General features: G+C 66.2%; 14 protein-coding genes, 2 riboswitches and 1 other annotated feature. Of the genes, 11 read left to right on the top strand and 3 right to left on the bottom strand.

What is annotated here, in order from left to right:
- Positions 1-2 precede the first annotated feature (2 nt).
- The 8 genes from KO490_RS12425 (at position 3) to nrdF (ending at position 9341) form a co-directional block, all read left to right on the top strand.
- Complete coding sequence (locus KO490_RS12425; RefSeq protein ID WP_216019742.1) at positions 3-845, top strand: RibD family protein; 843 nt, start codon at positions 3-5, stop codon at positions 843-845.
- Positions 846-878: 33 nt separating this feature from the next.
- Complete coding sequence (locus tag KO490_RS12420) at positions 879-2534, top strand: BCCT family transporter (protein ID WP_216019741.1); 1656 nt, start codon at positions 879-881, stop codon at positions 2532-2534.
- Positions 2535-2646: 112 nt separating this feature from the next.
- Positions 2647-2702 (top strand) — a sequence feature (sul1 is cis-regulatory element that is thought to sense ions involved in sulfur or methionine metabolism; They are found in Alphaproteobacteria).
- Positions 2703-2776: 74 nt separating this feature from the next.
- Entirely contained in the window at positions 2777-4270 is a 1494-nt protein-coding gene (locus tag KO490_RS12415) for a SulP family inorganic anion transporter (protein ID WP_216019740.1), read from the top strand.
- A gap of 14 nt (positions 4271-4284) precedes the next feature.
- The gene (locus KO490_RS12410) at positions 4285-5136 is read left to right on the top strand and encodes a universal stress protein (RefSeq protein ID WP_216019739.1); all 852 of its coding nucleotides are present in this window, start codon (positions 4285-4287) and stop codon (positions 5134-5136) included.
- A 166-nt stretch (positions 5137-5302) separates the two neighbouring features.
- Positions 5303-5460: riboswitch (cobalamin riboswitch) on the top strand.
- Positions 5461-5551: 91 nt separating this feature from the next.
- A complete protein-coding gene (nrdH, locus tag KO490_RS12405; RefSeq protein ID WP_216019738.1) occupies positions 5552-5776 on the top strand; it encodes a glutaredoxin-like protein NrdH in 225 nt (74 codons plus the stop codon).
- A gap of 4 nt (positions 5777-5780) precedes the next feature.
- A complete protein-coding gene (gene nrdI, locus KO490_RS12400) occupies positions 5781-6194 on the top strand; it encodes a class Ib ribonucleoside-diphosphate reductase assembly flavoprotein NrdI (RefSeq protein WP_216019737.1) in 414 nt (137 codons plus the stop codon).
- Entirely contained in the window at positions 6179-8302 is a 2124-nt protein-coding gene (gene nrdE, locus KO490_RS12395) for a class 1b ribonucleoside-diphosphate reductase subunit alpha (protein ID WP_216019736.1), read from the top strand. The genes nrdI and nrdE overlap by 16 nt, the downstream gene beginning before the upstream one ends.
- A gap of 67 nt (positions 8303-8369) precedes the next feature.
- Positions 8370-9341 carry a class 1b ribonucleoside-diphosphate reductase subunit beta gene (gene nrdF, locus KO490_RS12390; RefSeq protein ID WP_216019735.1) on the top strand — a complete coding sequence of 324 codons (972 nt, stop codon included), beginning with the start codon at positions 8370-8372 and terminating at the stop codon, positions 9339-9341.
- A gap of 4 nt (positions 9342-9345) precedes the next feature.
- Here nrdF and KO490_RS12385 read toward each other — a convergent pair whose 3' ends face one another.
- The 3 genes from KO490_RS12385 to tgt all read right to left on the bottom strand — a co-directional run bounded on the left by KO490_RS12385 (position 9346) and on the right by tgt (position 12331).
- Positions 9346-10488 (bottom strand): iron-containing alcohol dehydrogenase, encoded by a 1143-nt coding sequence (locus KO490_RS12385; RefSeq protein ID WP_371822362.1) that lies wholly within the window; start codon positions 10486-10488, stop codon positions 9346-9348.
- Complete coding sequence (locus tag KO490_RS12380; protein ID WP_216019733.1) at positions 10488-10961, bottom strand: 6,7-dimethyl-8-ribityllumazine synthase; 474 nt, start codon at positions 10959-10961, stop codon at positions 10488-10490. Before KO490_RS12380 ends, KO490_RS12385 begins: the two co-directional genes overlap by 1 nt.
- Before the next feature lie 72 nt (positions 10962-11033).
- A riboswitch (FMN riboswitch) is annotated at positions 11034-11165 on the bottom strand.
- A gap of 35 nt (positions 11166-11200) precedes the next feature.
- Complete coding sequence (gene tgt, locus KO490_RS12375) at positions 11201-12331, bottom strand: tRNA guanosine(34) transglycosylase Tgt (protein ID WP_216019732.1); 1131 nt, start codon at positions 12329-12331, stop codon at positions 11201-11203.
- A 134-nt stretch (positions 12332-12465) separates the two neighbouring features.
- Here tgt and KO490_RS12370 point away from each other — a divergent pair, with 134 nt between their 5' ends.
- The 3 genes from KO490_RS12370 to tpiA all read left to right on the top strand — a co-directional run bounded on the left by KO490_RS12370 (position 12466) and on the right by tpiA (position 14063).
- Complete coding sequence (locus KO490_RS12370) at positions 12466-12822, top strand: SUF system Fe-S cluster assembly protein (protein WP_022707475.1); 357 nt, start codon at positions 12466-12468, stop codon at positions 12820-12822.
- A gap of 71 nt (positions 12823-12893) precedes the next feature.
- The gene (locus KO490_RS12365; RefSeq protein ID WP_216019731.1) at positions 12894-13262 is read left to right on the top strand and encodes an iron-sulfur cluster assembly accessory protein; all 369 of its coding nucleotides are present in this window, start codon (positions 12894-12896) and stop codon (positions 13260-13262) included.
- 66 nt (positions 13263-13328) lie between these two features.
- Complete coding sequence (gene tpiA, locus KO490_RS12360) at positions 13329-14063, top strand: triose-phosphate isomerase (RefSeq protein ID WP_216019730.1); 735 nt, start codon at positions 13329-13331, stop codon at positions 14061-14063.
- Positions 14064-14098: the final 35 nt, after the last annotated feature.

The following is a 14098-nucleotide window of genomic DNA, read 5'->3' as shown; positions in this document are numbered from 1 at the left end:
CCATGCAGATCGTCGAGGTCACGCCAAGGGTCTGGGACCGCATCCTGACCGTCAGGTCGGGCCGGGCCTGCACATGTTGCGGCAGGTTCTCGGATACGGAACGCGCGGCGCTGGATCTTTACGGTCCGCTGGCGCGACGCGATCTGGGACCCATGACATTCGCCCAGATCGGCCAGTCGCTGGACGGGCGCGTCGCCACGGCATCGGGCGATGCGCGCGACGTGTCCGGCCCCGAGGGGCTGGCCCATCTGCACCGTCTGCGTGCCCTTGTCGACGGTGTGGTGATCGGCGTGGGCACCGCGCTGCACGACACGCCCCGGCTGACGGTGCGGCTGTGCAGCGGGCACAACCCCGCCCGGATCGTGATCGACCCGCGCGGCAGGTTGCCCGATGACGCGCCCGTGCTGCGCGACGACGGCGCGCGCCGGGTCGTCGTGCAATCGGTGCGACGCCCCCGCCCCGACGGGGTCGAGGTCCTGCACCTGCCGCTGACGGACGGGCGCCTGGATCCCGCAGCCATCCTGCAGGGGATCCGCAACCTTGATATCGGTTCGCTGCTGATCGAGGGTGGCGGATCGACCATCACCAATTTTCTGGAGGACGGGCTCTTGGACCGGCTGCAGGTCTCGGTCTCGCCCCTGATCATCGGGAACGGCCCCCAGGGGCTGACGACGCGTTCGCCGGTGGATCGCCTGTCGGACGCGATCCGCCCCGATACGCGGGTCTTCAACATCGGCGGCGACATCGTCTTCGATTGCGCGCTGGCCCCCCGTGCGGCAGCTGCCTGCAGGCCCTTGCACACAGCGCAAGACGGCAGGGAACGAAACGGGATGCTGATCGCTTGACCCTCGGGAACGTGAAGGAACCGAGGGGACAGGATGCTCGAACGATTGGCCAACCGACTGGGTCTGAAGGCTGACCCGACAATCTTCTTCAGCGCGGCGGGCCTGAGCGTCGTCTTCGTATTGGCCCTTGTGGCCGCACCCGAAACCATCGGGGATGCCTTTGCCGCGGGCCGCGCCTGGATCGTGACCAATCTTGGCTGGTTCTTCATCCTGGGCGTGAACGTCTGGCTGGGCTTCCTCGTCTGGGCCGCCGTTTCCCGGCACGGACATATCCGGCTGGGTCCACGCAATTCGCGCCCCGAATACAGCAACGTGTCCTGGTTCACGATGCTGTTCGCGGGCGGGATCGGCACGGTGCTGATGTTCTGGGGCGTGGCCGAGCCCATCAGCCATTTCCAGTCCCCGCCCCTGCCCGGCGTCGAGCCCTATACCGTCGAGGCCGCGCAGGACGCAATCTCGATCGCGCTCTATCACCTTGCGCTGCACACCTGGACGATCTTCGCGCTGCCGGGGCTGGCCTTCGCCTATTTCATCAACCGCTACGATCTGCCCGTCCGCGTCAGTTCGGTCTTCTATCCGCTGCTGCGCGAACGCATCCACGGCCCCATCGGCAAGGCCATCGACATCGCCGCGATCCTCGGCACGCTGTTCGGGGTGGCGGTGTCACTGGGCCTTGGGTCGTCGCAGGTGGCGGCGGGCCTGTCCGAGCTGTTCGGCTGGGAAAACGGCACCTTCCTGCGCGTGGCCATCCTGACGGTGCTGACGCTGGTGGCCACCGCATCCATCGTCGCGGGCCTCGACAGCGGGGTCCGCATGCTGTCGAACCTGAATATCGGCATGGCGGTCGGTCTGATGATCTTCGTCCTGCTGACTGGCGCGACGCTGTTCCTGCTGCGCGGCATGGTGGAAACGGTGGGCCTCTACCTGTCGAACCTGCCGCGGCTGGCCTTATGGAACGACATGCTGCACGGCAACGGCATGCAGAACGGCGACTGGGGCTGGCAGGGCGACTGGACGGTCTTCTACTGGGCCTGGACGGTCACCTGGTCGCCCTTCATCGGGCTGTTCGTGGCGCGCATCTCTCGGGGGCGGACGGTGCGCGAATTCGTGGCAGGCGTGCTGCTGGCGCCGTCGCTGTTCACCGTGATCTGGTTCGCGATCTTCGGCTGGCAGGCGCTGGTGATGGACGGGCTGGGCCTTCAGGCACGCGAGGCGATGGGCGCCCAAGCGGGCACGATCAGCGCCGCCGTGTCGGAATCGATCCCGCTGGCGATGTTCGCCTTCTTCGAGCAGCTGCCCTTCGCGCATCTGATGCAGGGGCTGGCGGTGATCGTGGTCGCGATCTTCTTCGCCACCTCGTCGGATTCGGCGTCGCTGGTCGTCGACATGCTGTGTTCGGGCAGCCAGACGGCGGGCCCGGTTCACCAGCGCGTCTTCTGGGGCCTGGCCGAGGGGCTGATCGCCGCCATGCTGATCGTCCTTGCGGGCGAGGCCGGGCTGACCGCGCTGCAGCAGGTCATCACCGTGGTGGGCCTGCCGATCTTCATCCTGGTCTTCATGATGATCCCCGCCCTGATCCGGGGCTTCGCCGCCGAGGATATCGACCACGTCACGATCGGCCGCCGCCCCGATCTGAGCGAGTTCGAGCCCGAGGAAAAGGCATCCGAAGACCCGGCACCTCAGAACTAGGCAAGCGTGCCCACATGCGTGCCCCCCGTGCCGCAGTCCCGGTGCGGGGGGCATGCCCAAGCCACCCGAAGGTTGATCTTGCAGGGGCGCGCCGCTATCAGCGCCCCAATTGCATGGACCCGGTGAGATTCCGGGTGGCTCTTCCGGCCGCTGATCCGCCGGACAATTCCTGACGAAGCCCTGAACCGATGCCGGAACGCCCTGCGAAGGACCGACCGACACAGGGCAGAGGACCGTTCAAGATGACCCTTACCGAATACCGCAACCAGTGGTTCGGCAATATCCGCGGAGACCTGCTTTCGGGGCTGGTCGTGGCGCTTGCCCTGATCCCCGAGGCGATCGCCTTTTCCATCATCGCGGGCGTGGACCCGAAGGTCGGGCTCTATGCCAGCTTCTCGATCGCGGTGATCATCGCCTTCACCGGCGGGCGTCCGGGCATGATCTCGGCGGCGACCGCGGCGACGGCCGTGCTGATGGTGACGCTGGTGCGCGATCACGGGCTGCAATACCTGCTGGCCGCGACCGTGCTGGCGGGCCTGATCCAGATCGCGATGGGCCTGCTGCGGCTGGGCCGCTTCATGCGCTACGTCTCGAAATCGGTGATGACCGGCTTCGTGAACGCCCTGGCGATCCTGATCTTCATCGCCCAGCTGCCCGAGCTTGAATTCTCGCGCGATGGCGTGGGCCTGCTGGGTTACGCGCTGGTCGCGGCGGGGCTTGCGATCATCTACCTGTTCCCGCGCATCACGAAATCCATTCCCTCGCCGCTGGTGACGATCGTCGTGCTGACCGTGCTGGTCGCGATGCTGGGCTGGGACGTGCGCACCGTGGGCGATCTGGGCGCCCTGCCCGACAGCCTGCCGGTCTTCATGATCCCGCAGATCCCCGTCACGCTGGAGACCCTGCTGATCATCCTGCCCTATTCCGCGGCCATCGCCGTCGTGGGCCTGCTGGAAAGCCTGATGACCCAGAACATCGTGGACGAGCTGACCGATACCCGGTCGGACCGCAACCAGGAATGCATCGGCCAGGGCATCGCGAACACGGCCACCGGCTTCATCGGCGGGATGGCGGGCTGCGCGATGATCGGCCAGTCGGTCATCAACGTGAAATCGGGCGGACGCGGGCGTCTGTCGGCCTTCACGGCGGGAACCGTGCTGCTGATCCTCTGCGTGGGCCTGGGCGATCTGGTCGGCCGCATTCCGATGCCCGCGCTGGTCGCGATCATGATCATGGTGTCCATCGGCACGTTCAGCTGGTCGTCGATCGCGCAGCTGCGCACGCATCCGCGGTCGTCCTCGATCGTGATGCTGGCGACGGTCGCCACGGTGGTCTGGACCCACAATCTGGCCATCGGCGTGCTTGCGGGGGTGCTGCTGTCGGGCATCTTCTTCGCGGGCAAGATCGCGCAGCTGTTCCGCGTCTCCTCGACCCTGTCCGAGGATGGCCGCCACCGCACCTATGTGGTCGAGGGGCAGATGTTCTACGGCTCGGCCGAGGATTTTGCCGCAGCTTTCGACTTCCGCGAAGCGCCGGAACATGTGACGATCGATGTCAGCCGCGCACATATCTGGGACATCAGCTCGGTCCAGGCCTTGGACATGGTCGTCCTCAAGTTCCGCCGCGAAGGGGCCGAGGTTCGGATCACCGGCATGAACGAGGCGTCCGAGACGCTGGTCGACAAGCTTGCGCTGCATGACAAGCCGGGGGCGCTCGACAAGCTGTCCGCGCATTGAGGGGAGGAGAACGGATGACACGCATTCTGGCACTCGTCGACGGGTCGGCATATTCCGAGAGCGTCTGCCATCACAGCGCCTGGATCGCGGGCAGACTGCAGGCAGGGGTGGACCTGATGCATGTGCTGGGCCGCCGCGAGGGGGCCGAGGCTTCGGACCTGTCGGGATCGCTGCGGCTGGGCGCAAGGTCCGCACTGCTGGCCGAGCTGGCCGAGGCCGACGCCACCCGCGCCCGCATCGCCCAGGCCCGGGGCCGCGCCATCCTGGAGGATGCCGAGGCGATCCTGAAGGCCGATGGCGTGGACCCCGTTGCGACGCAGCTGCGCAAGGGCGACCTGGTCGATTCCGTGACCGCGCTGGAACCCGACCTGCGCGCCATCGTGATCGGCAAGCGCGGCGAAGGCGCGGATTTCGCGACCGGGCATCTGGGGTCGAACCTGGAACGCGTGGTGCGCGCGACCCGCATCCCCGTCTTCGTCGCATCGCGGGCCTTCAGGCCCATCGGGCGGGTGCTGGTGGCCTTCGACGGCAGCGCCAGCGCGCGGACTGCGATTCGCCGCATGGCCGACAGCCCGGTCTTTGCCGGGCTGGACATCACCCTGCTGCATGTGGGCGATGACAAGCCCGCCATGCGCGACAAGCTGGACGATGCGGCGATGACGCTGGCCAGTGCCGGATTGCGCCCGCAGATTCGCGTCATGCAGGGCGAACCCGACGAGGTTCTGGACAGCGTCGTCACCGACGAGGGATTCGATCTGCTGGTCATGGGGGCCTATGGCCACAGCCGGATTCGCAGCCTGATCATTGGGTCCACCACCACCGCGATGGTCCGCGCGGTGCGCATCCCGGTATTGCTTTACCGCTGATCCGCAGGGCGGTTCGAAACGCGCTTGCATCAAGGGGCGTCCGGGTTTAGCCGGGCGCCTTTCGCGTTCCGGGGACCCCCTTCGGACATGTGCGGATTCTGCGACGGATTGTCCGTCAAGCCCCAAAAACTGACACTAGATATATTGACCAGACAGCGGCGAAACGCCTAGATGATGTGGTCATGGCGCCCGTGATTCAATCCGAGGGCGAAACGGAAACCTGGTGAACATCCGGGCAATTTACTGCAACGGGACGCGGCAATCGCGGGGATCGTTCCCCGGCACCGCAAGCCCCGGCAGCCGGCCATGATGGCATTTGAACGACACCGGGCAGAGGGCCCGGCGGCGGACTGCCCCCTGCGGCGGATCGCGGCCCCGTCCCCGACGCGCCCCGAAGACAAGGAAAGCGACGGCCATGACGATCACGGTCTATTCGAAACCTGCCTGCGTGCAGTGCACCGCGACCACCCGTGCGCTGGACGCACGCGGCATCACCTATGACGTCATCGACCTGACCCAGGACGACGACGCGATGGAACGCGTGACCGCGCTCGGCTATCGCCAGGCACCGGTGGTCATCGCCAATGACGACCTGCACTGGGCGGGCTTCCGTCCCGACATGATCGGCCAGCTGGCCTGAGACGATGTCGGGGCTGGTCTTCTACTCCTCGGGGTCGGGAAACACCGCGCGCTTCGTGGCGACCCTCGGGTTGCCCGGCCTGCGCATCCCGATCCGGCAGGACGATCCGATGCCCCGCCCCGACGCCCCCTACGTGATGATCTGCCCCACCTATGCCGACGGCACGGGCGCGGGCGCGGTTCCCAAGCAGGTGATCCGCTTTCTGAACGATCCCGCCCGACGCGCCCTGATCCGGGGTGTCATCGGCGCGGGCAACCGCAATTTCGGGCCGACCTTCGGGCTTGCGGCCCGGATCATCGCCGAGAAATGCCAAGTCCCCATGCTCGACCGGTTCGAGCTTGCGGGAACCGAAACCGACACCGCCCGCATCCGCAACGGGCTTGAACAATTCTGGGGAATGACATGCTTGACGCCGTGAGGCCCGATCTCGACTACCACGCGCTGAACGCGATGCTGAACCTGTATGACGACCAGGGCAGGATCCGCTTCGACGCCGACCGCATGGCCGCGCGGCAGTATTTCCTGCAGCACGTCAACCAGAACACGGTCTTCTTCCATTCGCTGGACGAGAAGCTCGATTACCTTGTCGACGAGGGGTATTACGAGAAGCAGGTGCTGGACGCCTATCCGCGCGAATTCCTGCACGAGATCTGGGGCGCGGCCTTCAAGGCCAAGTTCCGCTTTCCGACCTTCCTGGGCGCGTTCAAGTATTACACCAGCTACACGCTGAAGACCCGCGACGGGAAACGCTTCCTCGAACGCTACGAGGACCGCGTGGTCATGGTCGCGCTGACGCTGGCGCGCGGCGACCAGGCCCAGGCCATGCATTTCATGCACGAGATCCTCTCGGGCCGCTTCCAGCCCGCCACGCCCACCTTCCTGAACGCCGGCAAGCAGTCGCGCGGCGAACTGATCAGCTGCTTCCTGCTGCGGGTCGAGGACAACATGGAATCGATCGGCCGGGCCATCAATTCCTCGTTGCAGCTGTCCAAGCGCGGCGGCGGCGTGGCCCTGATGCTGACGAACATCCGCGAATCCGGCGCCCCCATCAAGGGGATCGAGAACCAGTCCTCGGGCGTCATCCCGATCATGAAGCTGCTGGAAGACAGCTTCAGCTATGCCAACCAGCTGGGCGCACGCCAGGGTGCGGGCGCGGTCTATCTGAACGCGCATCACCCCGACATCCTGCGTTTCCTCGACACCAAGCGCGAGAACGCGGACGAGAAGATCCGCATCAAGACGCTGTCGCTCGGCGTCGTGATCCCCGACGTGACCTTCGAGCTGGCCAAGCGCAACGAGGACATGTACCTCTTTTCGCCCCATGACGTGGAGAAGGTCTACGGTCAGGCGTTCTCGGAAATCTCGGTCACCGAGAAATACGCCGAGATGGTCGCCGACAAGCGCATCCGCAAGAAGAAGATCAACGCGCGCGCCTTCTTCCAGACCCTGGCCGAGATCCAGTTCGAAAGCGGCTATCCCTACATCATGTTCGAGGACACGGTGAACCGCGCGAACCCGATCGCGGGCCGCATCGCCATGTCGAACCTGTGCTCCGAGATCCTGCAGGTGAACCAGGCGTCGGAATTCGACGAGGATCTGGGCTACAAGCAGATGGGCACGGACATCTCGTGCAATCTCGGCTCGCTCAACATCGCGAAGACCATGGACGGCCCCGATTTCGGCGCCACCGTGGAAACCGCGATCCGCGCCCTGACCGCCGTCAGCGAGATGTCGGCCATCAACTCGGTCCCCTCGATCCGCAAGGGCAATGACGAGGCCCATGCCGTGGGCCTGGGCCAGATGAACCTGCACGGCTATCTGGCGCGCGAGCACATCCATTACGGCAGCCCCGAGGGGATCGAGTTCACCTCGGTCTATTTCGCGGCCATCGCCTTCCACGCGATCCGCGCGTCGAACCTGCTGGCGCGTGAAAAGGGCACGACCTTCAAGGATTTCGACAAGTCGGATTACGCGAATGGCAGCTTCTTCGACCGCTATGTCACGAAGGACTGGCTGCCCGAACTGCCCGAGGTCGAACGCCTCTTCGCGAATGTGACCCTGCCCACGCGCGCGGATTGGGAACAGCTGAAGGCCGACGTGATGGCGCATGGCCTCTACAACCGCAACCTTCAGGCCGTCCCGCCGACCGGGTCGATCAGCTACATCAACAACTCGACCAGCTCGATCCACCCGATCGTCAGCAAGATCGAGATCCGCAAGGAAGGCAAGATCGGCCGCGTCTATTATCCGGCCCCGTTCATGTCGAACGAGAACCTGGAATATTACCGCGACGCGTATGAGATCGGCCCCGACGCGATCATCGACACCTATGCCGCCGCGACCGAGCATGTGGACCAGGGCCTGTCCCTGACGCTGTTCTTCCCGGCCGAGGCGACGACCCGCGATATCAACCGCGCGCAGATCTACGCGTGGAAGAAGGGCATCAAGACCATCTACTACATCCGCCTGCGCCAGACCGCGCTGGAAGGCACCGAGGTGCAGGGCTGCGTGTCCTGCACGCTGTAAGTCACCGACACGATACCGGCCGGGGGCACGTCCCCCGGTTTCCGCAAATTCAGAAGGATGGGTCCGCATGAAGGATCACGTGATGGGCGCCCCCGCGCGCGCGATCAACTGGAACCGACTGCAGGATGAAAAGGACCTCGAGGTCTGGAACCGCCTGACGGTCAATTTCTGGCTGCCCGAGAAGGTGCCGCTGTCGAACGACGTGCAGTCCTGGGCCACCCTGCGCCCCGAGGAACGCGAGCTGACGATCCGTGTCTTCACCGGCCTGACGCTGCTGGACACGATCCAGAACACCGTCGGCGCACCGGTGCTGATGCAGGATGCCGTGACCCCGCACGAAGAGGCCGTGCTGTCCAACATCGCCTTCATGGAGGCGGTTCACGCGCGCAGCTACAGCTCGATCTTCTCGACGCTGTGTTCGACCCGCGAGGTCGACGAGGCCTTCCGCTGGTCCGAGGAAAACCAGCATCTGCAGCAGAAGGCGCGGCTGATCCTGAACGAATACGAGGTCGGGACAGACCCGCTCAAGCGCAAGATCGCCAGCGTGTTCCTTGAAAGCTTCCTGTTCTATTCGGGCTTCTACCTGCCGATGCACTGGTCCAGCCGGGCCAAGCTGACGAACACCGCCGACCTGATCCGCTTGATCATCCGCGACGAGGCGGTGCACGGATACTATATCGGCTACAAGTTCCAGCGCGCGATGGAGAAGCTGGACGAGGCCAAGCGCAACGAGATGAAGGATTTCGCCTTCGCGCTGATGTTTGACCTCTACGAGATCGAGGCCCATTACGCCGAGGAACTGTATGACGGGATCGGCCTGACCGAAGAGGTCAAGGCCTTCCTGCACTACAATGCCAACAAGGCGCTGCAGAACCTGGGCTTCGAGGCCCTGTTCCCGCCCGCGGCCTGCGAGGTCAACCCGGCCATCCTGTCGGCCCTGTCGACCGACAGCGAGAACCACGACTTCTTCTCGGGCTCGGGGTCGTCCTATGTGATCGGCAAGGCCGTCGCGACCGAGGATGAAGATTGGGACTTCTGATCCCCTAGCCCGCCGCCTGCATCACGTCGATCAGCTGATCGGCGGTCAGGGTGGCGGGGTTGGCCTTCATGGACGACGATGACGCCGCAGCGATCGCTGCGGCGTTTCGCATATCCGCATCCACGCCAAGCGCCGAGAGGGGCCGCAGCCCGCATTCCGCGGACCAGTCCGCCAGTATCCCCGCCGCACGGTCCAGCCCCGCATCCGGTTGCCCGAAGGCCGCGCCGATCCATTCGCCCACCCGGTCCAGCCGGTCCGCCGCCCGCCCCGTGACCGCCGCCCAATTCACGCGCAGCACATGCGGCAGCAGCACGCCGCAGATCGCGCCATGTGGCGCCCCCGACAGCCCGCCAAGCGGACCCGCCAGCCCATGCACCGCGCCCAGTCCCGAATTCGCCAGCGCAAGGCCACCTGCAAGGCTGGTCCAGGCCATCTCGTCGCGGGCATCGGGATCCTCGGCCCGCATCAGGCGGATCAGCGCGGCCAGCCCGCGCGGGATCGCATCGGCGCAGATCGCATCCGTCATCGGGTTCGCGCGGGTCGAGACATAGGGCTCGATCACCTGCGTGATCGCGTCCAGCCCCGAGGCCAGCGTGATCCCGCGCGGGCAGCCATCCGTCAGCGCAGGGTCCACGATGGCAAGACGCGGCAGCATGCGCGGATCGCGCAGGCTGACCTTGCGGCGATGTTCGGGCACACCAATGACCGCGTTGCGCGTCACCTCGGCGCCCGTGCCCGCGGTGGTGGGCAGCGCGATGAAGGGCAAGGGGGCCACGTCCAGCGGCAGCCCCTGGCCCACGACCTCCAGGTGGTCCATCACGGGGCGCGTGGCGGGCAGCAGCGCTGCCAGCGCCTTACCCGCGTCGATCACCGCGCCACCGCCGATGGCCACGACCGCATCGGCGCCGCCCGTGCGGGTCAGCGCGTCCTCCAGCATCGGCAGGTCGGGTTCGCGGGCGACACTCAGGCGCGTCACCTCGCAGCCTTGCCCCGTCAGCCCATCGGCCAGGAAATCGGCGCGCCCCGCATTCGCCCCGTGACACAGGACGATCCGGCGTCCATGTTCCGCCACCCGCGCGGCAGCGGTTTCGGCCAGACCGCGCCCGAAGGCGATCTCGGTCGCGGTGGCGAATGCGAAGCCCCCGATCATGCCGCCTGCACCCGATCCGGCGCTGCGATGACGGCGATGGTGGTCAGGGTGGCGTGAACCGCATGCGCGGCCTCACGCCCCTTCTTCACGAAATGATCGCGATAGAAGCCCGTCAGCAGCTCGGTTTCCTGGTAGTTGTGCGGCGTCAGCGACACCGAGAAGCAGGGCACATCCGTCTCGAGCCCGGCCTGCATCAGGCCCGACACCACGGCCTGCGCCACGAAATCGTGGCGATAGATGCCGCCATCGACGACCAGCGCGGCGGCGACCACCGCGTCATAGCGGCCGGTCTGTGCCAGCTTCCGGGCCAGCAGCGGCATCTCGAACGCGCCGGGGGCGTCGAAGGCATCGACGGTCGCGCCGGGCATCAGCGTTGCGGCTTCGGACAGGAAGCCGTCATGGGCCCGGTCCACGACATCGGCATGCCAGCGGGCCCTGATGAAGGCGATACGGGGGGTGGATTTCGTCATCTTGCGGAACCTTTGCGCAAATTTGCTTCAGGCCCCAGAGCAATCACCACGCACCACGCCTGGGGCATGGCACGCGATTCTCTTTCATCCGGACTGTGACCGTCGGCCCCGGAGTTTCACCGGATCTGCTGACCCCTTCGATGCGAAGGGCGCTCGCGGGCTGTGACCGCCGGTGGGGAATTTCGCCCCGCCCTGAGAACACCCGGAAGATAGCCGGATGTTCCCCGCGCGCAAGCCCCTCAGACGGGCTCGATATCGCCCTCGGCGCGTTTGGCGTGGAAATCGGCCACGAAGGCGTCCAGCCGGCCTTCGGCAATCGCATCGCGCAGGCCCGCCATCAGTTCCTGATAGTAATGCAGGTTGTGCCAGGTCAGCAGCATCCCCGAGATCATTTCCTGCGACCGGAAGACATGGTGCAGATAGGCGCGGCTGTATCCGGTGCAGGCCGGGCAGCTGCAATTCTCGTCCAGGGGGCGCGGATCGTCGGCATGGCGCGCGTTCTTGATGTTGACCTGGCCGCGATGGGTCCAGGCCTGGCCGGTGCGCCCCGACCGCGACGGCAGCACGCAATCCATCATGTCGATGCCGCGCTGCACGGCCCCCACGATGTCGTCGGGCTTGCCCACCCCCATCAGATAGCGCGGCTTGTCCTCGGGCAGGAAACCGGGGGCATAGTCCAGCACGCCGAACATCGCCTCCTGCCCCTCGCCCACGGCCAGACCGCCGACCGCATAACCGTCGAACCCGATCTGCTGCAGGGCCTGGGCCGATTCCTCGCGCAGGTCGCGGGTGACGCCGCCCTGCATGATCCCGAACAGCGCATGGCCCGGACGATCGCCGAAGGCATCGCGCGACCGCTGCGCCCAACGCATCGACAGGCGCATGGATTTCGCGACCTCTTCCTCGGTCGCGGGCAGCGCGGGGCATTCGTCGAAGGCCATGACGATGTCGCTGCCCAGCATCCGCTGGATCTCCATGCTGCGTTCGGGCGTCAGGTGATGCTTGCTGCCGTCGATATGGCTGGCGAAGGTCACGCCTTCCTCGGTCAGCTTGCGCAGGCCCGCAAGGCTCATGACCTGAAAGCCGCCGCTGTCGGTCAGGATGGGGCGATCCCAGTTCATGAACCGGTGCAGCCCGCCCAGCCGTTCGACCCGTTCCGCGCCGGGGCGCAGCATCAGGTGATAGGTGTTGCCCAGCAGGATGTCGGCCCCCGTCTGGCGCACGCTTTCGGGCAGCATCGCCTTGACGGTGGCGGCGGTGCCCACGGGCATGAAGGCGGGCGTCCGGATCTGGCCGCGGGGCGTGTCGATCACCCCGGTCCGGGCCTGCCCGTCCGTTGCATGAAGAGAGAATGAGAAGCGCTTGCTCATGGCCGAAGATGTCCTGTCGCTGGAACCGGCGACACTTAGCGTCTTGGCCCCGCCCATGCAATCGCCGTGCCGCCCGCACTGGACCGGGGCCGCATGCTCACCTATATCATGCGGCGGAACTGAAGGATGACCCGATGACCGAACCCATGATGGAAGGCGAACCGCTGATCGCCCCCTCGTCGACCGATCACGACCTCTACGAGCCCATCGTCGAGGCCTGCAAGACCGTCTACGACCCCGAGATCCCGGTCAACATCTACGATCTGGGCCTGATCTACACGATCGAGGTGAACGACGCATCCGAGGTCCGCGTGATCATGACCCTGACCGCCCCCGGCTGCCCCGTCGCGGGCGAGATGCCCGGCTGGGTCGCCGATGCCGTCGAGGCCGTGCCCGGCGTCAAGCAGGTCGATGTCGAGATGACGTTCCAGCCGCAATGGGGCATGGACATGATGTCCGACGAGGCCCGGCTGGAGCTGGGCTTCATGTGATCGACGGGGCCGGTCTTGAAGGCCAGCCCCCCGAATGACTATCTTTCGCAGTGAAAGATGAGGTTTCCGCCATGTTCGCCATCCCCGGTCAAGCGCCCGTCAGCATCACCCCTGCCGCCGCCACCCATATCAAGCAGCTGATGTCCAAGAAGGATTCCTTCGGACTGCGCATCGGGCTGAAGAAGGGCGGCTGCGCGGGCATGGAATACACCATGGAGCTGGCCGACGAGGCCGCCGCCGCCGAGGAAGTGATCGAGAAGGACGGCGCCCGCGTTCTCATCGCCCCCATGGCGCAGATGTATCTGTTCGGAACCGAGATCGACTACGAGACCGGCCTGCTGGAAAGCGGCTTCAGGTTCCGCAATCCGAACGTGGCCGATGCCTGCGGCTGCGGAGAATCCGTCAGCTTCGCCATCCCCGGCACCCGCGCCGAGGGCTGAGATCCTCCGGTTGCGCAGAGGCGGGCCTTTGGCCTATCCCTTGAGCGCAACATAGGGGGGATCACCATGGCACCACGCAAACTTGCCGCCGGAAACTGGAAGATGAACGGCGATCTGGCCGCGCTGGCGCAGATCGACGCGATCGTCGCGGGCCGCGAGACCGGCTGCGATGTGCTGATCTGCCCGCCCGCGGTCCTGCTGCATCCGATGGTCGCGCGGGTCGGCGGAAGCGGCGTGATGGTCGGCGGACAGGATTGCCACCATGCAGCTTCCGGCGCGCATACGGGCGACATCGCGGCCGTGCAGCTGGCGGATGCGGGCGCAAGCCATGTCATCCTGGGCCATTCCGAACGCCGCGCCGATCACGGCGAATCCGATGCCGACGTGGCCGCCAAGGCCCGCGCGGCGCATGATGCGGGCCTGATCGCGATCATCTGCGTGGGCGAGACCGAGGCCGAGCGCGACGCGGGCAGCACGCTGGACGTCATCGCGACGCAGCTGAAGGGCTCGATCCCCGATTGCGCGACCACGGCGAATACCGTCATCGCCTATGAACCCGTCTGGGCCATCGGCACCGGCCGCACCCCCGACAACGCCCAGATCGCCGAGGTGCATGCCATGATGCGCGACGCCCTGGCCGACAAGCTGCCCGATGCCAGCCTGCTCTATGGCGGCAGCGTGAAGGCCGCCAACGCGACCGAGATCTTCGGCATCGCGAATGTGGATGGCGCGCTGGTCGGCGGCGCCAGCCTCAAGGCCTCGGATTTCCTGCCGATCGTGTCGGCGCTGGCCGCGTCCTGAACCCCTGCGGCGCGCAATTTCCCTGTTGCGCGCCC

Origin of the sequence: Paracoccus sp. C2R09 (assembly GCF_018860625.1) — a bacterium.
GTDB lineage: Bacteria > Pseudomonadota > Alphaproteobacteria > Rhodobacterales > Rhodobacteraceae > Paracoccus.
Note: the sequence above shows the minus strand (reverse complement) of the source record. Positions and strands in the feature narration are given on the sequence as shown.